The sequence below is a fragment of the Rhizobium sp. 05L419 genome (assembly GCF_056397845.1).
In genome coordinates, this window is the sequence record NZ_JBFTOF010000008.1 from 74,022 (window position 1) to 93,923 (window position 19,902).

The 19,902-nt window shown below is 61.1% G+C and carries 22 protein-coding genes; 9 read left to right on the top strand and 13 right to left on the bottom strand.

The genetic code is table 11. The features are described from left to right. The first annotated feature begins 23 nt into the window (after positions 1–23). Positions 24–1,430: an amidase gene (locus AC1DMK_RS13035; protein WP_477859513.1), complete on the top strand. Its 1,407-nt coding sequence runs from the start codon at positions 24–26 to the stop codon at positions 1,428–1,430. On the opposite strand, the gene AC1DMK_RS13040 is transcribed toward AC1DMK_RS13035, so the two are convergent. The 3 genes from AC1DMK_RS13040 to AC1DMK_RS13050 all read right to left on the bottom strand — a co-directional run bounded on the left by AC1DMK_RS13040 (position 1,409) and on the right by AC1DMK_RS13050 (position 4,145). After that, entirely contained in the window at positions 1,409–2,266 is an 858-nt protein-coding gene (locus AC1DMK_RS13040) for a C40 family peptidase (RefSeq protein ID WP_477859515.1), read from the bottom strand. The genes AC1DMK_RS13035 and AC1DMK_RS13040 overlap by 22 nt on opposite strands. Positions 2,267–2,291: 25 nt before the next feature. Then, the gene (locus AC1DMK_RS13045; RefSeq protein WP_037062817.1) at positions 2,292–2,642 is read right to left on the bottom strand and encodes a MarR family winged helix-turn-helix transcriptional regulator; all 351 of its coding nucleotides are present in this window, start codon (positions 2,640–2,642) and stop codon (positions 2,292–2,294) included. 114 nt (positions 2,643–2,756) lie between these two features. Further along, the gene (locus tag AC1DMK_RS13050) at positions 2,757–4,145 is read right to left on the bottom strand and encodes a leucyl aminopeptidase family protein (protein WP_037062815.1); all 1,389 of its coding nucleotides are present in this window, start codon (positions 4,143–4,145) and stop codon (positions 2,757–2,759) included. A 144-nt stretch (positions 4,146–4,289) separates the two neighbouring features. Between AC1DMK_RS13050 and AC1DMK_RS13055 the strand changes: the two genes are divergently transcribed. Then, entirely contained in the window at positions 4,290–5,117 is an 828-nt protein-coding gene (locus AC1DMK_RS13055; protein ID WP_037062813.1) for a tetratricopeptide repeat protein, read from the top strand. A 4-nt stretch (positions 5,118–5,121) separates the two neighbouring features. Here the strand turns inward: AC1DMK_RS13055 and AC1DMK_RS13060 are convergent, their stop codons facing one another. The 10 genes from AC1DMK_RS13060 to AC1DMK_RS13105 form a co-directional block, all read right to left on the bottom strand. Then, entirely contained in the window at positions 5,122–5,754 is a 633-nt protein-coding gene (locus AC1DMK_RS13060) for a LysE family translocator (RefSeq protein ID WP_037062811.1), read from the bottom strand. Between the two features lie 111 nt (positions 5,755–5,865). Then, positions 5,866–6,849 (bottom strand): type II secretion system F family protein, encoded by a 984-nt coding sequence (locus AC1DMK_RS13065; RefSeq protein WP_037062809.1) that lies wholly within the window; start codon positions 6,847–6,849, stop codon positions 5,866–5,868. Between the two features lie 14 nt (positions 6,850–6,863). Beyond that, positions 6,864–7,871, bottom strand: a complete 1,008-nt coding sequence (locus AC1DMK_RS13070; RefSeq protein ID WP_477859518.1) for a type II secretion system F family protein — start codon at positions 7,869–7,871, stop codon at positions 6,864–6,866. A 4-nt stretch (positions 7,872–7,875) separates the two neighbouring features. Continuing rightward, on the bottom strand, positions 7,876–9,342 hold the full coding sequence (locus AC1DMK_RS13075) for a CpaF family protein (protein ID WP_477859520.1): 1,467 nt from the start codon (positions 9,340–9,342) through the stop codon (positions 7,876–7,878). A 29-nt stretch (positions 9,343–9,371) separates the two neighbouring features. Next, positions 9,372–10,649, bottom strand: a complete 1,278-nt coding sequence (locus tag AC1DMK_RS13080) for a CpaE/TadZ family protein (protein WP_477859522.1) — start codon at positions 10,647–10,649, stop codon at positions 9,372–9,374. Between the two features lie 17 nt (positions 10,650–10,666). Beyond that, the gene (locus AC1DMK_RS13085) at positions 10,667–11,410 is read right to left on the bottom strand and encodes a CpaD family pilus assembly protein (protein WP_477859524.1); all 744 of its coding nucleotides are present in this window, start codon (positions 11,408–11,410) and stop codon (positions 10,667–10,669) included. Positions 11,411–11,427: 17 nt separating this feature from the next. Next, a complete protein-coding gene (locus tag AC1DMK_RS13090) occupies positions 11,428–12,936 on the bottom strand; it encodes a type II and III secretion system protein family protein (RefSeq protein ID WP_477859526.1) in 1,509 nt (502 codons plus the stop codon). A 5-nt stretch (positions 12,937–12,941) separates the two neighbouring features. Beyond that, entirely contained in the window at positions 12,942–13,754 is an 813-nt protein-coding gene (gene cpaB, locus AC1DMK_RS13095) for a Flp pilus assembly protein CpaB (RefSeq protein WP_037062797.1), read from the bottom strand. 111 nt (positions 13,755–13,865) lie between these two features. Then, a complete protein-coding gene (locus AC1DMK_RS13100) occupies positions 13,866–14,378 on the bottom strand; it encodes an A24 family peptidase (RefSeq protein WP_477859529.1) in 513 nt (170 codons plus the stop codon). Between the two features lie 107 nt (positions 14,379–14,485). After that, positions 14,486–14,677 (bottom strand): Flp family type IVb pilin, encoded by a 192-nt coding sequence (locus tag AC1DMK_RS13105; protein ID WP_477859531.1) that lies wholly within the window; start codon positions 14,675–14,677, stop codon positions 14,486–14,488. Between the two features lie 218 nt (positions 14,678–14,895). Here AC1DMK_RS13105 and AC1DMK_RS13110 point away from each other — a divergent pair, with 218 nt between their 5' ends. The 7 genes from AC1DMK_RS13110 to upp all read left to right on the top strand — a co-directional run bounded on the left by AC1DMK_RS13110 (position 14,896) and on the right by upp (position 19,804). Beyond that, positions 14,896–15,045 carry a hypothetical protein gene (locus AC1DMK_RS13110; protein ID WP_477859533.1) on the top strand — a complete coding sequence of 50 codons (150 nt, stop codon included), beginning with the start codon at positions 14,896–14,898 and terminating at the stop codon, positions 15,043–15,045. Positions 15,046–15,063: 18 nt separating this feature from the next. Further along, complete coding sequence (locus AC1DMK_RS13115; RefSeq protein WP_477859535.1) at positions 15,064–15,474, top strand: pilus assembly protein N-terminal domain-containing protein; 411 nt, start codon at positions 15,064–15,066, stop codon at positions 15,472–15,474. Positions 15,475–15,606: 132 nt separating this feature from the next. Further along, a complete protein-coding gene (locus tag AC1DMK_RS13120) occupies positions 15,607–16,197 on the top strand; it encodes a TadE/TadG family type IV pilus assembly protein (protein WP_477859677.1) in 591 nt (196 codons plus the stop codon). After that, positions 16,197–16,772 carry a TadE/TadG family type IV pilus assembly protein gene (locus AC1DMK_RS13125; protein ID WP_477859537.1) on the top strand — a complete coding sequence of 192 codons (576 nt, stop codon included), beginning with the start codon at positions 16,197–16,199 and terminating at the stop codon, positions 16,770–16,772. The genes AC1DMK_RS13120 and AC1DMK_RS13125 overlap by 1 nt, the downstream gene beginning before the upstream one ends. A gap of 108 nt (positions 16,773–16,880) precedes the next feature. Continuing rightward, a complete protein-coding gene (locus tag AC1DMK_RS13130; RefSeq protein WP_477859538.1) occupies positions 16,881–18,101 on the top strand; it encodes a phosphopentomutase in 1,221 nt (406 codons plus the stop codon). Beyond that, positions 18,098–19,066 (top strand): adenosine deaminase, encoded by a 969-nt coding sequence (locus AC1DMK_RS13135; RefSeq protein ID WP_477859540.1) that lies wholly within the window; start codon positions 18,098–18,100, stop codon positions 19,064–19,066. Before AC1DMK_RS13130 ends, AC1DMK_RS13135 begins: the two co-directional genes overlap by 4 nt. A gap of 108 nt (positions 19,067–19,174) precedes the next feature. Then, a complete protein-coding gene (upp, locus tag AC1DMK_RS13140) occupies positions 19,175–19,804 on the top strand; it encodes a uracil phosphoribosyltransferase (RefSeq protein WP_037062786.1) in 630 nt (209 codons plus the stop codon). The last annotated feature ends 98 nt before the right edge of the window (positions 19,805–19,902 follow it).

Genomic DNA, 19,902 nt, shown 5'->3' on the forward strand with positions numbered 1-19,902 from the left:
CCCAAAATGAAGAAGATCCTCCCATGACCGAAACCGATATCACCATTCGCGAACTGAGACGGCGTTTTGCAGAGAGGAGCCTGTCCCYGCTCGAATACTGGCTGGCGCTCGAGACGCATATCGAAGCGTGGGAACCGTCGATCTGCGCCCTCTACGCCTATGATCCCGACGAGGCCCGCAAGCAGGCGCTGGCGTCGACCGACCGCTGGATGAAGGGCGAAATGCTGGGCGCACTGGATGGTGTGCCAGTGACGCTGAAGGAGCTGATCGCCACCAAGGGGCAGCCCGTGCCGCTCGGCACCAAGGCAGTGGAGCTGAAGCCCGCGGAGGACGATGCCCCTGTTGCCGCAAGGCTCCGCGAAGACGGTGCTGTGATCTTCGCCAAGACCACATGTCCCGACTACGGAATGCTCTCGTCCGGGCTTTCGAGCTTTCATCGTCTCAGCCGCAATCCCTGGAACACGACGCAGAACCCGGGCGGCTCCAGCGCCGGGGCGTCCGCTGCCGCAGCCGCGGGCTACGGCCCGCTGCACATCGGGACCGATATCGGCGGCTCGGTGCGCCTTCCCGCCGGCTGGACCGGCATCTTCGGCTTCAAGCCGAGCCACGGCCGCATTCCTGTCGATCCCTGTTATGTCGGCCGCTGCGCCGGGCCGATGACGCGTGCGGTCGAAGATGCGGCCTTTGCCATGGCCACATTGTCGCGCCCGGATTGGCGCGATGGAACCAGCCTGCCGCCGAACGATCTCGATTGGACGGACCTCGATATCGACCTGCGCGGCCTGAAGATCGGCCTCATGCTCGACGCCGGCTGCGGTCTTGCCGTAGATGACGAGGTGCAGTCGGCCGTCGAAGATGCCGCAAGGCGTTTCGAAAAGGCCGGCGCGATCGTGATCCCCGTTGCGCCGGTCCTGACACGCGCGATGCTCGATGGCCTCGACAATTTTTGGCGCGCCCGCTTCTGGGGCGACATCGAGGCACTGGGCGAAGAGCGGCGCAACAGCATTCTTCCCTACATCTATAGCTGGGCTAAGGGGGGGGCGAACGTCAGCGGCGTCGATGCCGTCAAGGGCTTCAACCAGACGTTCGAGATGAGGAAGGCCTGCGGAACGCTGTTCACCGAGGTCGATGCCATCCTTTCGCCGACCAATCCGATCGTCTCCTACCCGGCGGAGTGGGCATCGCCCACGAACGATCCGGCGCTACCTTTCGAACACATCGGCTTCACGGTTCCCTGGAACATGTCGGAGCAGCCGGCGGCATCGGTCAATTGCGGCTTCTCGAAGTCCGGCATGCCGATCGGACTGCAGATCGTTGGTCCGCGATTCGACGACATGCGCGTGCTGAGGCTGTCGAAGGCCTTCGAGGATTGGACAGGCGGCATCACATCCTGGCCGCAGCCACCGGGTCATCTGATCGGACGGCGGTAGCCGGTCGGCTGCTCGTAGAGCCAACCGATCCGTTTGATCGCCGCCTCGAAATTCTCGCGCACGACGGTCATGGTGTTGCCCGTTGCGTGGATGATCGTTTTGGGATCTTCCATCGCGGCGACATGGCCCTTCCAGAAAACCAGATCGCCGCGGCGCAGCTCCGTGCGATCGATCGGATCGCCAAGTCCTGCCGCCTGCATGTCCGTGTCGCGCGGCGCGCGGCGGCCCGTCATCAACATCGAAAGCTGGACAAGGCCCGAGCAGTCGATCCCGAGCCCCGAACGGCCGCCCCAGAGATACGGCGTTTCCAGAAACCGCGCAGCGACATCGACATAGTCGCCACCTTTACTCTCTCCGATCGGCTGGACATGTTTGACGAAGATGGCGGTACCGTCTTCCAGCATCGCATAGCGATTGCCGCGTGCCTCGGCTTCGCCGACGACCCTGACGCGGCTGCCCATCGAAAGAATGGACTTGTAAGGTTTGCGCAGTTCCGGTTCGCGATAGAGGAACGTCCGCTGTACCGTGACGATGTGCGTGGGTGTCCCTTCGGCTTCGCAGAGCGCGCTTTCCTCGATATAGCCGACATACCCATCGGATGCCGCCTTGACCCAGGACCAGCCATTGGCCCGGTCGAAGACTGTGACGTCCTCGCCTAGCAGCAGTTCGGTATCGATGCCTGTCGTGAGGTCCGGTTGCGGCCGCAGACCGACGATCGGCACTGCAACACGCGCTGGCGTGCCGTCCACGAAGCGCAACGCCTCGACCTGGCCCTGAAGGCCACTCTCTGCGAGATCGGGCCTGTAAGCGTGCAAGCGGCGATCGAGCATGGTCATATCTTTTCTCCCAAGAATAGCCGGCCTAAAGTGATAGGCGGCGGCCCTGCTCGCGCACCCGGTCGCCGAGCTTTTCCAGATAGAGCGCGCCTCCGACGGTTCGCTTGATCACGACGTTGCGCCTGTCGCGCTCGTCGCGCACGCGATCGACGAGACCCATCTCGCCCATCGTGTCCAGCGCCCGTGTGATCACCGGCTTCGTCACGTTCAGTTCCGCCGCCAGTCCGCGAACAGTATGTGGCGGCGGCACCAGATAGATATGCAGCAGGATTGCCATCTGGCGCAACGTCAAATCGCGGTCGTCGTGGCGCACCTGATCGAGCGCGACGCCATGCCAAAGCCCCAGCGCCTGCGAGGCAGTCAGTTCGATCGGCACAGGCCCTCCGGAGATTCGTTACGCTGGCGTTCCATTTTCGGGTACTCGACTGCGCAATGCAACGGGGCGGCAAAACTGCCGCCCCGCAAGGTGAATCGAATTTTAACGATCGGATCAGCGCACGCTCTGACGGATATGGTGGTAGAGCGCGCGGATCGCCTGCGCTTCGCCGCCGCCTGGCGAATGCGGACGCTCGGAGGGCGCCCAGCCGTAGATGTCGAAATGCGCCCAGCTCGTCGTGTTGCTGACGAAGCGCTTCAGGAAAAGCGCCGCGGTAATTGCACCCGCCATGCCGCCCGCCGGGGCATTGGTGATATCTGCGAACTTGGCGCGAATGTCCTTCTCATAGCCGGCATAGAGCGGCAGCCGCCACAAAGGATCGTCCGTCTCCAGGCTTGCCTCCATCAGATCCTGGGCAAGGTTCGAATCGTCGGTGAAGAATGGCGGCAGATCGGGGCCGAGCGCCACGCGGGCGGCCCCCGTCAGCGTGGCCATGTCGATCAGCAGATCCGGCGCATCTTCGTCGGCATAGGCGAGCGCATCGGCAAGAATCAGCCGTCCTTCGGCGTCCGTGTTGTCGATCTGGACGGTGAGGCCCTTGCGGCTCCTGTAGATGTCGCCCGGGCGGAAGGCATTCGACGAGATCGAATTCTCGACGACCGGGACGATGACGCGCAGATCGACCTTGAGCTTCGCATCCATGATCATCAGTGCCAGGCCCATGACGTTGGCAGCGCCGCCCATGTCCTTCTTCATAAGCAGCATGGAGGACGCTGGCTTGATGTCGAGGCCGCCCGTATCGAAGCAGACGCCCTTGCCGACAAGCGTAATTTTGCGGTGACCCTTCTTGCCCCAGCGCAGTTCGAGCAGCCGCGGCGCATCGGCGCTGGCGCGGCCGACGGTATGGATCAGCGGGAAATTCTGCCTGAGGTCCTCACCGCCAACCACGGAGATTTCCGCCTTGTAGTGAGCGGCGAGACCACGGAACACGGCTTCCAGTTCGTTGGGGCCCATGTCGTTGGTCGGCGTATTGATGAGATCGCGTGCCAGGAAGACGCCGGCGAGCTGGCGTTTGATGTCGGCGCCGTCGGCGTCGCGCGGGATCAACAGCGTCGCCGCCGGAACTTTCTCCGACTTGTACCTGTCGAAGCGATAGCTGCCGAGGCCGAAGCCCAGCGCAAGGCGGTTCGCGGTCAGCGGCGCGGTTTCGATGTGCCAATCGCCGGCCGGCAGCGTACGAGCCAGCTTGCCGGTGATATAGGGCTGCTCCGAAGGATTGGTGCCGAGGCCGAAAAGCGCGCCGCCAAGGTGACCGTCCTCCGTCGGGATCAGCAGCATGGAGCCGCTTTCAGCCTTGTATCCGGCCTTTTTCGCCCAATCGAGAGCGATCGGGTCGATGGTGCCTGTCTCGATATGCGCAGGCGTAACGGCGAAGATCGGTAGGGTCGAGCCGCCCTTGGTGTTGAAGGGGGTCGGTCTCTCGATGAATTGGTAGGGGGCCATGATTGTCCTTCGGGGGCGTCCGGGAATCGCTTTTTAACGGTCTGTTAGGGTTAACAGACTATTGCTGGAGTGAAGATTGCGTCAAAGCCTTTCCCCTGTTCTGTTTCTAGGTCAGGCGCCAATGTCGGATTTCAGGAAAGCGCGATGCCTGCTTTGGCGAACCCTCATATCAAAACCCGCATTTTCCATGGCGTGGCGCTCGCGCTGGTCGCGCTCTCTCTTGCGGGCTGCACGACGACAAAGGACCGAATGACCACCGGCTCCGTGCCGAAATTGACGAAACCCGTCGAGACGATGGACGATCAGGAAGTTCGCGCCGCGACAGAGCGCGTGGGACAGGCCTACGAGAAGAATCCGCGTGATCCGGTCAATGGCGTCAACTATGCCAATCTCCTGCGCATGCAGAGCCGGGACGCCCAGGCTCTTGCCGTGATGCAGCAGGTTGCGATCAGCAACCCGTCGGATAGAAACGTCCTTGCCGCCTATGGCAAGGCACAGGCCGCGGCCGGCCAGTTGCAGCAGGCTCTCGATACCATCGGACGTGCCCAGACGCCGGATCGCCCGGACTGGAAGCTGATCTCGGCAGAAGGCGCGATCCTCGACCAGCTCGGCCGCTCCCCCGAGGCACGCCAGCGCTATCGGGACGCGCTCGACATCGAGCCGACCGAGCCCTCGATCCTGTCCAATCTCGGCATGTCCTATGTTCTTACCGGCGATCTGCGTACAGCGGAGACCTATCTGCGCCAGGCAGCCGCCCAACCGGCGGCCGACAGCCGTGTCCGCCAGAACCTTGCGCTCGTCGTCGGTCTCCAGGGCCACTTTCCCGAGGCCGAACAGATCGCACGCCGCGAATTGTCGCAGCAGCAGGCCGACGCCAACGTCGCCTATCTGCGCTCGATGCTGTCGCAGCAGAATTCGTGGCAGAAGCTTGCAGCCAAGGAAGCCGGCGGCGCCGGCAACAGCACCAACTGACGGTTCACCGACCCGTCAGGCCGGAAATGACCAGCTGTAGGCCGAGACCCGCCATGACCGTGCTGGCAGCACGGTCGATCCACGTTTTCGCCGCAAGATAGACCCTGCGCGGATGCCGGGCGGAAAATGCCAGCGCCACGATCGTGTACCAGCCGGCTTCGACGAAAAAAACCCCGACCGGCAGCCCGACAACGAGACCAAGCGGAATGGTTTTCGGCAGCAACGCCGCAAAGATGCTGGCGTAGACGACAATGGTCTTCGGATTGCTGAGTTGCGTCAGTAGCGCGGTCGTAAAGCTGCGCCCGAGCGCGCGGCCGCCGATCGTCTGCTCGCCGATGTCGAGAGGCTCCCTGGCGCTGCGCCAGATCTTGAATGCGATATAGGCAAGATAGGCCCCACCGGCCACCTTGAGTGCCAGATAGAGCCACTCGAACTGCGATAGCAAGGCAGTCAGCCCCGCGAGTGCCAATATGCTGAATGCAACACCGCCGAGCCCCATTCCGAGAGCCGCCGCGAGACCATCGGCGCGCGAGCGCGAAATGGCGATCCGGGAGACGACAACGAAGCTCGGCCCAGGGCTCATGGCCCCGATCGACAAGGCCGCAATGATGCTGACGAATTCGCCCAGTGAAGACATGGTGGCTCCGCACGGTTCAGGAGATAGACCCTGAACAGTGTGTTTCATGGTTTCCTTTCGTCGTCCACCGGCAAAACCGCAGGCCCGGCGACGCGCAAACGGCAGGAACACCTAGAATTTGTCGGAGACCTGGATGCCGGCAGGCCCAAGGATGACCGCAACGAGGACCGGCAGGAAGAACAGGATCATCGGGACTGTGAGCTTCGGGGGCAGGGCCGCCGCCTTCTTCTCGGCTTCGTTCATGCGCTCGTCGCGCCCCTCCTGTGCAAGCACGCGCAGCGCCTGCGAGATTGGCGTCCCGTACCGGTCGGCCTGGATAAGCGCCTGCACGACCGACTGAACGATCGGAATCTGCGTGCGCGTGCCGAGGTTCTCCAGTGCCACACGGCGGTCAGGCAGGAAGGAGAGCTCGGCGGTCGTCAGCACCATTTCCTCGGCGAGCGGCGGCGAGGCTTCGGCAAGCTCGTCCGATACGCGGCGCATCGCCGCTTCGATCGAGATCCCCGACTCGACGCAGATCAGCATCAGATCGAGGGCATCCGGCCAGGTACGCTTGATCGAATGCTGCCGCTTCCCCATGCGGTTGGAAATGAAGATGTTCGGAGCATAAAAGCCGGCATAGGCGACGCAGAGGGTCAAAAGGAAGCGGATCGGTGTCGGTTTGTCGACAAGGTGGTCGAGGCCGAAAACCCAGAAGATCGCCAATGCAAAGAAAGCGAAAGGCAACAGGAAGCGAGCCACGAGAAACATGTTCAACGCGTTCTCCGACCGATATCCGGCCGCGCGCAGCTTGTTCATGGTATTTTCATCGACCAGCGCTTCACGAAGATTGAACTTCTCGACGATCTGGCGAACGGAACGATTGTTCTGCGTGCGTAGCGATGCCTTGCTGCCCGATTCGGCGTTCATACGGGCACGTTCGCGAGCGCGAATCTGTTCGCGTTCCGTCGACACGGCCTTCATGCGCTTGGCAAGGTCGCCGCGCTCGAAGAACGGCATGGCAAGTGTATAAAAACTCGCGAAGACCGCKAGCGCCACGAGCACCGCAATCAGCATGGAGGGATCGGTCAGTCTTGTCGCGAGATCGGATGACACCGCATTTCCTCCTGCTAGATGTCGAAAGAGACCATGTTGCGCATGACGTAGATGCCTATCGACATCCAGACTGCGGAAGCGCCCATGATGAGATGCCCCCGTGGATCGGTAAACAGGATCATCATGTAATCAGGAGAGGTGAGGTAGACGAGCGTGGCGACGATGAACGGCAGCGCGCCGATGATGACGGCCGATGCCTTCGCCTCCATCGACAGCGCATTGACCTTCGCTTTCATCTTCTTTCGTTCACGCAGCACCTTCGCCAGGTTGCCGATCGCTTCCGACAGGTTGCCGCCGGCCTGCGACTGGATGGCGATGACGATCGCAAAGAAGCTCACTTCCTGCAGCGGCATATGGTTGGACATGCGCCCGCATGCGTCCGGCACGCTGAGGCCAACCTGCTGCGACTCAACCACCCTTCGGAATTCGCCCTTCACTGGCTCCTTGCCTTCATTGGCGATCAGCCGGATCGCATCGTTGAGCGGCAGGCCGGATTTGATGGAACGGACGATGACGTCAAGTGCGTTTGGAAATTCATCGAGGAACTTGTTCTGGCGGCGCTTGATGAGAAACCCCAGCACCCAGCGTGGCAGCCCGAGGCCCGCGACGACGGGTATGCCGAGGATCACCATCAATGGGGCTCCGGCCAGAAAGGCGACGAACATCAGGACAACGCCGAAAATGGCGCTGAACATGTAGAACCGCGCAGGAGTAACGGCCAGGCCAGCCTGGGTCAGCCGTGATTTCAGCGTCAGTTTCTTCTTGGCGTTTTCCTGCTGCCGTTTTTCGAGGTCCTTGAGATTGTCCTGCACCGATTTGCGGCGCTTCGACATTTCCTGGACCCGGTCGCGCGCGGCCTTGACGTTCGCCTTGTCAAGCTGTGCCAACGCAACGCGATTGACGCGGCTTGCCGCTTTTTTCTCGGTCTCGATCCTTGAGAACAGCAGACCATAGCAAACCGCGCCAGCCGCGACGGCGGCCAGAACGACAATGGCAAGGATTGTCGGATCGATTCCGAACATCTGTTTATTCCTTCGACTTCGCTTCCATCTCGTCGAGCGCGGCCGCGAGGCGCTTGTCCTCGTTGAAGTAGCGCGCACGATCCCAGAAATGCGGCTTTCCGATACCTGTCGATTTGTGGCGACCGATCAGGCGTCCGGATGCGTCCTCGCCTTCGATTTCGTAGCGCATCAGATCCTGGGTGATGATCACGTCGCCTTCCATGCCGATCACTTCGGTGATCTGCGTGATGCGACGGGAGCCATCACGCAGGCGCGCCGCCTGGACAATGATGTCGACCGAACCCGAAATGATCTCGCGCACCGTCTTTGCCGGCAGGGTGAAACCGCCCATCGCGATCATCGACTCGATACGGCTGAGGCATTCGCGCGGCGAATTCGAGTGGATCGTCCCCATCGAGCCGTCGTGACCCGTGTTCATCGCCTGCAGCAGGTCGAAGACCTCCGGTCCGCGCACTTCGCCGACGATGATCCGTTCCGGACGCATACGCAGGCAGTTCTTGACGAGATCGCGCATGGTGATCTCGCCTTCGCCTTCGATGTTCGGCGGACGCGTTTCAAGCCGCACGACGTGCGGCTGCTGCAGCTGCAGTTCGGCCGTGTCCTCGCAAGTGATGACGCGCTCGTCCCTGTCGATATAGTTGGTAAGGCAGTTCAGCAGCGTCGTCTTGCCGGAGCCGGTACCGCCCGAAATGACGATGTTGCAGCGTACGCGACCGATAATCTGCAGCAGCGTTGCCCCTTCGGGCGTGATTGCACCGAAGCGGACGAGCTGGTCGAGCGTCAGCTTGTCCTTCTTGAACTTGCGGATGGTAAGAGCTGGACCGTCGATGGCGAGCGGCGGCGCGATGACGTTGACGCGCGAGCCGTCGGGAAGGCGCGCGTCGCAGATCGGGCTCGATTCATCGACACGACGGCCGACCTGGCTGACGATGCGCTGACAGATAGACAGCAGTTGGGAATTGTCGCGGAAGCGGACTTCTGATTCGATCGTCTTGCCGCCGACTTCGATGAAGGTACGGCCCGAGCCGTTGACCATGATGTCGGCGATGTCGTCGCGCGCAAGCAGCGGCTCCAGGGGGCCGTAGCCCAGCACGTCGTTGCAAATGTCGTCCAGCAGCTCTTCCTGCTCGGAGATCGACATCGCGAAGTTCTTGATCGTGATGATGTCGTTGACGATGTCGCGAATTTCTTCGCGCGCGCTTTCCCCGTCGAGCTTGGCAAGCTGCGAGAGGTCGATCGTATCGATCAGCGCGGAAAAGACCTGTGCCTTGGTGTCGTAGTATTCCTCGGTGCGGGCCGGACGCTTGCGCTGCGGCGTCTGCATGGGCGGCGGCGGGACCTGATGGCGCGCCGGCTCACGCTGGGGCTCGACCAGAACCGCCGGCGACGAGGGGTTCGGTGCAGCAGGCTGAGGCGGCGCGATGGTGCCACCCGCCTTGCCAAAGCCGTCGTTTCCGCGTTTTCCGAACATGCCTTATTCCAATCCACTCTTGGCGGGCGTCATTTGCGCTTCAGCAGACCGAGCAGGCCGCTCTTCTTCGCCTTCTTGACGGCTATTCGGCCGGTGACGATATGCGACAGCTGCGAGAAGGTCTCGGCGGTCGGCGATTTCGGATCCATCTCCGAGATCATGCGGCCGCTGTTGGCCGCCGTGCCGAACAGGTTGCTGTCGAACGGAATGATGGCGATCGGTTCGCTTTCCAGTGGCTCGCAGAAATCGGACGGGCTGATTTCCGGCCGCTTGGGCATGCCGACCTGATTGAGGATGAGATGGGGTGTCTTGTCGTTCGGCCGTATCTTGCGCAGTGCATCCATCATGTTCTTGGTGTTGCGCAGGTTGGCGAGATCGGGAGACGCGCAAATGACGACTTCATCGACGCTTGAAAGGACGGACCGTGTCCACTCCGACCACGCATGCGGGACGTCGAGAACAGTGACGGGCGCGCTCCGCTGCAGCACGTCGAGCACGGGCTGGAACGCCTGCCCCTCGAAATCATAGGCGCGGTCGAGAAGCGAGGGCGCCGCGAGCAGCGAAAGATGTTCAGAGCATTTGGTCAGCAGGCGATCGAGAAACACTTCGTCCAGGCGCTCGGGCGCATAGACCGCCTCGGCAATTCCTTGCGTCGGGTCCTGATCGAAGTCGATGTTGGCCGTACCGTAGGGCAGGTCAAGGTCTGCCAGAATTGTTTCCGTCGAAAACAGGCGCGAAATGCCGAAGGCGCAGTTGTGCGCGATCGTTGAGGAACCCACGCCGCCCTTCGCACCGATGAAGGCAATGCTGCGACCGAGCGGTTCCGAATCCGGGTCGACGAAGATGGTCGCCATCGCTCCCATGATATCGGGCATGGCGACTGGCTGAACCATGTATTCGGAGATGCCGTTGCGGACCAGATCGCGGTAGAGCGCGATGTCGTTGTAATAGCCGATGACGACGACCTTCGTCGAAGGATCGCAAACGCTGGCGAGCGGTGTCAGCTCGCTGAGCAGGCTGCTGCTGTTCGCCTTGGTCTCCAGAATGATCAGGTTCGGCGTGGGGGCGCTTGCGAACATGTTCGCGGCTGCCGCAATGCCGCCGCTTGTAATCCGCAGGCCGACCTTCGACATCCGGCGGTCGTTGCCGCAGCGCTCCATAACCCGCTGAAGCTCCTCGCTTTCGCAGAATGCGTGCACGGAGATGCGCGGCAGTGGCCGCATGTTCTCGAGTTCCGCCATCCGCATCGCCTCTTCTGCGTGTCGGAGCTCGGTGGTGTTCTTGATGTCGTATTCGACCGTACCCATCGTGAATCCTACCTTGATCAGAAGTTGGAGCTGCCGCTGACTTCTTCGATCGTGCTTGTCCGCTCGCGATACTCCTTGATGGCGGCGTTTCGGCGCGCGGCATCGATCGGCGTCATGCCGCGCGGGGCAACCAGATCTTCGGGGTTGGCAATCTGCGCGGCGAGATTGTTCTGCGTCGCGCAACCGAAATTGTAATAGTTCTGATTGTTGAAGTCGTTGATCATGTCCTTCGGCCACTGGCCGCATTGCGACGTCATCGCCGTCGTGCCGACGAACGTCAGCCGGATCGGAGCCGCGTCGCCGACGCTGTTGGCAGCATAGGAGCTGTTGACGATCTTGGAGCTTGCAATGCCGCGTGCGGAGAGTTCGGCTCGGACCTGGCCGCGCAGCTGGCGCGCGGCTGCAGAGTTCGGCGATCCCTCCGGTGTCAAAAGATAGACCGGGCCGGTCGCTCTCGATCCGTAATTCTGGGCGAAGCCGCGGATCATGTCGCGTTGCGCGGTGTTGAGCCGACGGTCGGTAGAGGCAACGGGGATGTCGATCGATTGCTCGGCTTCGGTCACGACGATCGGGTGACGCTGGCGATAGTCGTCCGGAATGCCGCCGGTCGTCAGGTCGTCGCGTGACGCGCAGCCGGACAGCATTGCAGCGGCCACGGCTGCAACGACGAGCAGCGACTTGGACTTGCGGGTCATCCGGTGAACGGTCATCTGGGTGCTCGTCTTCTTGTGAGCCATCGGCTGATCTCTATGTTGTGCCATTGCTGATCCCGCTTCGCTCATTTGTAGATGAACCCGATTGAGCCGTGGAACTGGGTGTCTGCGATCGGCACTTGCCGACCGCCGTAGACCTTGTTGACTCGATTGAGCAAGAACGCCGAGGCGTCGCCTTCAGGGCTGAAGTTGTCGTCGGGCCGGTTCAGCTGGTTGCGGGCGACCGGACGGACGAGATACGGCGTCGCTATGATCACCAGTTCCGTCTCGTCACGTTCCACGGTCCTCTGCCGGAAGAGCGTGCCGAGCAACGGGATCTTGTTCACCCCAGGGGTGCCGTTCGAGGTCTGCAGGACGTTGTCGCGGATCAGGCCGGCAAGCGCGATGGAGCCGCCGGACGGAAGCTCGACGGACGTTTCGGCGGAGCGCCGCTGGTAGGTCGGCGCGGCCCCGGAGACCGACGGCGCCGGTTCCGACACGTTCGTCTTGATCTCCAGGCTGATGCGCCCGGACGACAGGACAACAGGCTTGAATGCGAGGTTGATACCGTAATTGTACGGGACGATCGTGACGTTGCCGTTATTATCGGTCGTCGAATACAGCACCTGACCACCTGAGTTGAATGTCGCGGCCTGGCCGGAAATGGCCGTCAAGGTTGGCTCGGCCAGCGTCTTGACCACCTTCGCCTGCTCGAGCGCGCTCAGATAGGTCGATATATCGTACTTGCCGACGGAGCTTTTGAAGAGCGCCGCAAGGCCGCCGCCGATAGTCGCCGCGGCGCCGCTGGCGTTCGGCGCGCCCAATTGCGCAACAGTCAGGCCCTTCGAGTTCGAAACCAGATTGTCAAAACCAAGCTGTTTCAGGATCTCGCGGCGCACTTCTGCGATTGTGACCTTCAGCGTGACCTGATCCTCGCCCTCGATCTGCAGCAGGTTGATGACCTGTGATTCCTGCCGGGCCTCCGCAAAGAGCGCAACCGAATTGTCGCCGCCGGAGCCGCTGACCGTTCTTTCGCGCGTCGTCGCTTCGCCGCCCTTGAGGAACACCTGCGCGAGGTCTGCCGCCTGGGCCGCATCCTGCGGCGTCCGCACCATGCCTGTGAGCACGATATTGTCCGAAACGATTTCCACGCTGATGTTGGAGTCGGGAATGAAGCGCCTCAGATTGTTCTGGAGGCCCGCCACGTCTCGCTCTATGGCAATGTCGAGGCTGACGATCTGCTGGCCGTCGGCGCCGAAGATGAAGATATTCGTCTGCCCGACCTGCTTGCCGAAAAGGTAGATGCGCCGCGAAGAGCGGGTCACCGCGTCGGCCATCGCGGGATCGGAAACGAGAATGTCGTGCGCATCGACCGGGAGGTCGACGACGATCGCTTTCTTCAGTCCGAGTTTCAGGCTGCGATGTGCGCCCGGGCCTGCCTGGGTGATGTTGACCATGCCGTCGGATTCCGCATGCGCCTTGCTTGCGCCGATTCCGTCAAGGATGTCGGGTACCATGCCCGTGATGCCGATTGCAAAGGACAGGCAGCCTGCCACCAGGGGCTTCATGCGCCGCTTTGAATTGCCCATTTCCATTTCCTTTACTCGGCCTTCGCGGCGGGTGTGTCGCTGACGATGGAGCCGGACTTGATCACCTGAACGAGGGCGCTGCCGTTGTCGCCGCTGAGCAGGTAGTCTGCTGCGCTGGTATCCTGTTCGCGCGCATCGGCAACCGAGCGAAGCGCCAGCGAAAGGCGGTCTGCCATTTGCTGGGCGACTGCGAGCACCTTCGTCTGGTCGGGGGTCAGTTCCAGCGTCGCCGTCGTGCCGACGACGGCCTTCGACCCGTCGTCCTTTTCCTGAATCTGCTGGTCGATTGCGAGGACGCGCACATTGTTGAGCACCGTCTCGGTCAGATACTTGTCGCCGCTCTTGGCCTTACGGACCATGATGAGGTCGACCCGGTCATTCGGCAGGATAAAGCCGCCGGCGCCGGTAGCGACGGAGATCTCGGTGGCAACCGCTCGCTTTCCGGACGGCAGGAGCGAGGACAGGATGCGGCTGTTGGAGTCTGCGATCTTTTCCGCGCGGATAGGCTCGCCCTCGAAAATCGGAAGGCGGACGACGGCGCCCTGCATGTCTTTCACCGCGTCCGGCTTCTCGGTTTCCGTGATGAAACCCTGCACGACGCCGCTCTGCGGCCAGGCCATCCAGTGCACGGCCTTGTCGTCAAGTCTGGCGCCCACCGGCAGATTGGCGCTGGAGACCAGCACATTGACCGAGGCTTCCTTCTCGACCACCTGCTGCACCTGGGTGACGACCGAGCCGCGGCCGGCAAGGCTCATCGCCAGCACGCCGGCAAGGCCAGCCGCCACGACAGCCACTCCAAGTATCAAAAGGCGGGCGGGTTTCATCGGTCGTTCCCCGGAGATTCGAGATATTCGATCCGGAGAATGGACTGCAATTGGTGTAATTATAGTTAACGAAAGACTTCCATCTTAGGTTAACGGAAGCTTAACCTGCCTCTATTTCAGGCTCTGCAGCGCAGCCATGAACAACGGGCTCGAGGGGAAGGCCATGAAGCCGCCGATCGCGATCGCGATGCCGTACGGGATTTTCTTCGCAAGGAGAATAGAGCTGGGGATCGGCAGGCCGATGGCCAGAATGGTGTTTGCCTGCGCGCGTATGATGAGAATGGCCAGGGTCGCAGCGCCGCCCATGATGCCTACATAGGCCAGGAACTCGACAAGAGACTGGTTGAAGCCGAACCACAGCGATGCGGCAGTAAGCAGCTTTGCGTCGCCGCCGCCCATGGTATTCGTCGCGAAGAGCACGAAGCAGACGACGAAGACCGCCGCAGTCCCACCGAGATGCAGACCGATCTCGGGAAGCGGGAGCCCGAAAAACGGCGCTATTGCAAAAAAGGAAAGGATAAGGATGATCGATGCCCGGTTGGGGATCGTCATCGTAAACAGATCGGAGAATGCCGCGACGGCAAGGCACAACGGGAAGATCACGAAGACGGAGGCTGCGATCATTCTTGTCACCCGATTTGAATATGGCGAAAAGGCCCACTGCGTTAGCATGTGGGCCTATGCTGCCGACCAAGTGCGATGTTGCGCCTGGTCATTGGATGTCAGACTTCTTAGTAACCGCTAGCAGTCGTATTTGCGGTGGTCATCTTGGTGCCGAGGCCGGTGAAGACATCGTTCAGTTTGCTGCCGAGTGTGCCGGCGCCGGTGATCAGCGCTACGGAGATCAGCGCGGCAATCAGGCCGTATTCAATTGCGGTCGCGCCGGATTCGTCCTTGAGAAAACGGCTTACAAGCTTGGTCATGATAACTCCTAACTCCAGTTGATGTTCAGCACGTCCGCCAACTGTTTGCCGTTGATCGGATTGCCCCAACCTAGCGAACCGCTCTTTCCATCAACTTAAAGAATTGGGTTACCGATCTGTGAACGCGGCAAAGTGATTGGGAATAGTAAGTATCTGTTTTCGAAACACCGTAAAAATTTAAGTAATTGCACCGTTCATTGTCGGAAAAAGCGGCCCTGATGCTTGGCGATCAGTACAAAGGGTTGCTTTGTGTCGAAAGGCTGGTGATCCTGCCGCTTATATGGATCGAGGCCAATTCGCTGACGAATCGGCGGGTGATTAAAGCTTCGTTCACCATTTTTTCTCATGCTGTCGGCAAGTTCCGTTGAGATCGTGAAAGAGAGCCAATGTCTTCGAGCGGCAAAAGGATATTCCTCGCCGGCATTCTTGCCGCCCTCGGCATTTGCGAATCCGCCTTCGCCCAGCAACAGGACATGCTGCGGGTCTATATGGATCAGGCGCGCGTGTTGAAGCTCGACCGGCCGGTGAGCAAGGTCATCGTCGGCAATGCCAAGGTTGCGGATGCGACTGTTGCAGACGCTAAGACGATCGTGCTGACAGGCCGAAGCTTCGGCAGCACCAATCTTGTCCTGCTCGATGCCGACGGCAATGCCATCCTCGACCAAAGCATTCTCGTGTCGATCGACGAAGCCAACACCGTCCGGGTGTTTCGCCAGACGGAGCGCACGGTCCTGTCCTGCACGCCGAACTGCGAGCAGCACAGCGATACCACGGCAGCAGCGGCGACCGGCCCCTGAAACGCTTGGCGAATCGTCTTCGTTAAACTCTTGATCCGGCTTGAAACGGAAAATCAACGATCGCCGCTTACAAGTGTGTGATCGAAGCTGTCTCGGATGCAGGCCATGATGGAACCGGATCAAGCAGCGGAAATGGTCGATCCGCGTGGACGCACGTGGCGACGACCACTTGCCGCTTTCGCCCGCTCGCGTGACGGGACAGCCGCAATTGAGTTCGCGTTGCTTGCGATTCCCTACTTCATGGTGATCTTCGCCATCATCGAGACGTTCATCGCCTTTGCCGGCGAACAGCTTGTGTCCAACGCGGTGGATACGCTGAGCCGCAGGATGCGAACGGGCCAGATTACTCTGGCAAATACCAACCTTACGGCCTTTCGCACGGCATTCTGCAGCGAGATATCCATTCTGATCAGATGCTCGTCGACGGAAGCTGCAACGCCCAACAAGCTCTATGTCGATGTTCAGAAGTTCGCGACGTTTGCTGCCATTCCGACCACGATTCCCCGGGTTTCGACCGCGGCCGATGCCGATATCAAAACGTCGGCTTTCCAGTATGCGCCGGGCGGCGCCGGCACGATCAACATGGTTCGCGCCTACTATCGCTGGCAGGTCATGACGGATTTGATCCGCCCCTACATCACCAATGTCAAACCGGCTGACGGCTCCTCGGCTTATTTCCTGATTGTCGCGACGGCGGCATTCCAAAACGAGCAGTATCCGTGATGGCCGCCCGGAATATGCTCAAAGGGCTTCGGGCACTTTGCCTTCGCTTCGCGGGCGACAGGGAGGGCGTTGGCGCAATCGAGTTTGCGATCCTCTTCCCGATTCTCGTGATGCTGTACGTGGGTGCCTTCGAGATCACCATCGGCCTCAGCATCAGCAAGCGCGCGGCCCGCTCGTCCGCCGCGATCGCCGACGTTGTGACGCAGCAGCAGACGGTGACCAAAGCCTGGCTCAATGACATGCCGTCCGTAGCGTCCGCCATCTTCGCGCCCTACGGCACGACGGGCTTGACGGTGAAGATAACAGGCATTGCCATCGACGCATCGGCAAATCCGACTGTGAAGTGGTCATGGCAGCAGGGCAAACCGGCGCCCTATACAGCCAATTCTGCGGTCACTGTTCCTCCCGATTTGAAGAAGGCCAGCTCATTCCTCGTCCGCACGGAGCTGAGCGTGCCCTACAAGCTCTTCCTTTTTGCGCCCAATCTGATGCCGAACGAGAGCACTCTGACCATCAGCCGCACCTATTTCTATCGCCAGCGTCAGGGCGACAACGTGCTTTGCAGCGATTGCTGACATCAAGCCCGCCGGTCGCGACATTTGCCAATTGGCCTTCATCGTTATAATCCTTGGGTTTTGACGGCCCGCGATGTGGCACGTCGTCCAGCGTCTACCGGGTGAAACATGCCGCGTGCTTTCCTTTTCGTTCTGGACTCCTTTGGCGTCGGCGGCGCGCCGGATGCCGCGACCTATGGAGACGAAGGCGCAGATACGCTTGGGCATATTGCTGAATTCTGCGCTGCCGGCGCCGCCGACCGGGACGGATTGCGCGCAGGACCCTTGCAACTGCCGAATATGTCCGCGCTCGGGCTTCTGCACCTGGCAAAGGCGGCGTCCGGCCGTTTTCCCCTGGGAATGCCGGTTCCGGAAAAACTCTACGCAATATTCGGTTCCGCAAGCGAGGTGTCGCGCGGCAAGGACACGCCCTCCGGTCACTGGGAGATATCGGGCACGCCCGTGACGTTTGATTGGGGGTATTTCCCGACTGAGGGCGACGCATTCCCGCCCGAGCTCGTCGAAGCGCTGTGCGCTGCCGCAGATGTGCCCGGCATACTCGGCAATTGTCACGCCTCCGGCACGGATATCATCGCCCGCCACGGCGCGGAGCACATTCGCACCGGCAAGCCGATCTGCTATACGTCATCTGACTCCGTCTTCCAGGTTGCCGCGCACGAGACCCATTTCGGCCTCGACAGGCTGATGACGTTCTGCACGATTGCACGCGCCCTGCTCGACCCGCTGAACATCGGCCGTGTGATCGCCCGTCCGTTCGTGGGCGAAACGCCGGCAAGGTTCGAGCGCACCGGAAATCGTCGCGATTTCTCCGTTCCTCCGCCTCAGCCCACGCTGCTCGATCGCCTCGTCAAGGAAGGGCGCTCGGTCCACGCGGTCGGCAAGATCGGCGATATCTTTGCGCATCAGGGTATATCGCGCGTGATTAAGGCCAACGGCAATCAGGCCCTGATGGACGCCACGCTGCAGGCTATGGATACCGCGGAAGACGGCGATCTTGTTTTCACCAATTTCGTCGATTTCGATATGGTCTATGGCCACCGCCGCGATGTGCCGGGCTATGCGGCAGCTCTCGAGGCTTTCGATGCCCGCCTGCCGGAGGTCGGAGGCAAGTTGAAACCGGGCGATCTCGTTATTTTGACGGCCGATCACGGCTGTGATCCGACGTGGCGCGGCACCGATCATACGCGTGAGCGTGTTCCGATCATTGCCTACGGCCCCGGCCTTGGCTCGCGTGACATCGGGATTCGCCGCACCTATGCCGACATCGGCGAAACGATTGCGCGGCATCTGCGTATCCCCGCGGGGCCGCACGGGAGAAGTTTTTTATGACGACGCATTTGAAGAAGGTGGAGCTGCACTGCCATCTGGAGGGTGCCGCACCTGCGGCGCTCACCGTGGCACAGGCCCGCAAGTACAACCTGGACATCAGTGCCTACCTCAATGACGGGGTCTACGTCTGGCATGATTTCGCAAGCTTCCTGCAATGCTACGACAAGATTTCCGAGGTGTACAAGACCGAGGAAGACTACGCGCTGCTGACGGAAACATATCTCGATGAGCTCGCTGGTATCGGGACCATATACAGCGAGCTGATCGTCTCGCCGGATCATGGGAAGCGCATCGGCCTGGGGGCAGATGCGTACATATCCGGTGTCTGCGAAGGCATTCGCCGCGCCAAGGCGGCCAGCGGGATCGAAGCGCGGCTGATCGTCACCGGGGAGCGCCATTTCGGTCCGGAGAGCGTGGTCGGCGCAGCAGAGTATGCAGCGAGGGTGCAGAACCCGCTGATCACCGGTTTCAACCTTGCCGGCGAGGAGCGGATGGGCCGCGTTGCCGACTACAGCAGGGCTTTTGATATTGCTCGTGACGCTGGCCTGGGCCTCACCATTCACGCAGGCGAAGTCTGCGGTGCCTTCAGCGTGGCGGACGCCCTCGACGTCGTTCGCCCTGCACGTATTGGCCATGGCGTGCGCGCCATCGAGGACGCCGACCTGGTGAGGCGCCTTGCGGACCAGGGGACTGTTCTGGAGGTCTGTCCCGGTTCCAACATCGCGCTGAGTGTCTTTCCTGATTTCCCGTCCCATCCGCTGCGCCGTCTGAAGGAAGCTGGCGTGCGGGTGACGATCAGCTCGGATGATCCGCCGTTTTTCCATACCTCGCTCAAGCGCGAGTACGAGCTTGCTGCCGGCGTCTTTGCTTTCAGCGATGCCGAGATCGACGAGATGACGCGCACCGGCATCGAGGCGGCATTCGTCGACGAGGCGACGCGCCAGGCGCTTCTTGCTCGCCTTTAGGCGGTCGAGACTGGGGATCAGCATTGCAAATTGCCCTCCGCTCTTGCGGCGGAGGCGATTTCCATGAAAGAAACATCCGATAAGAACAGCTAAAGAAAGGGCTCGGCCATGGACGGCGTTACGGTCATCGATCATCCGCTTGTGCAGCACAAACTCACCATCATGCGGCGCAAGGAAACATCGACCGGCAGCTTCCGCCGCCTGCTGCGCGAAATCTCCACGCTGCTCTGTTATGAAGTGACGCGCGATCTCGAGTTGACGATGGAAACGATCGAGACGCCGATGCAGACGATGCAGTCGCCGATCCTTGAAGGCAAGAAGCTGGTATTCGCGTCGATCCTGCGGGCCGGCAACGGCCTGCTGGAAGGCATGCTCGACCTGGTGCCTTCGGCACGCGTTTCCCATATCGGCGTCTATCGCGATCACGATACGCTGCAGCCGGTCGAATACTATTTCAAGGCGCCGGAAGATATTTCCGAGCGCCTGATCATCGTCGTCGATCCAATGCTGGCGACCGGCAATTCGTCCATCGCCGCGATCGAGAAACTCAAGGAGCGCGGGGCGCACAATATTCGTTTCCTTTGCCTGCTGGCGGCTCCCGAGGGCATCAGGAACTTCCGCGAAGCCCATCCCGACGTCCCCGTTTTCACGGCCTCGATCGATAGCCACTTGAACGAAAAGGGCTACATTGTTCCCGGCCTCGGCGACGCCGGGGACCGCATGTACGGCACGAAATAATTCGGACTTTATCAACAGGTAAATGGCCCGGGACGGCACCTCGGGCCGTTTGCTTTTCCTGTCTTAGCAACTTGTCAGCAATTTTGGTGTAGCTGCTA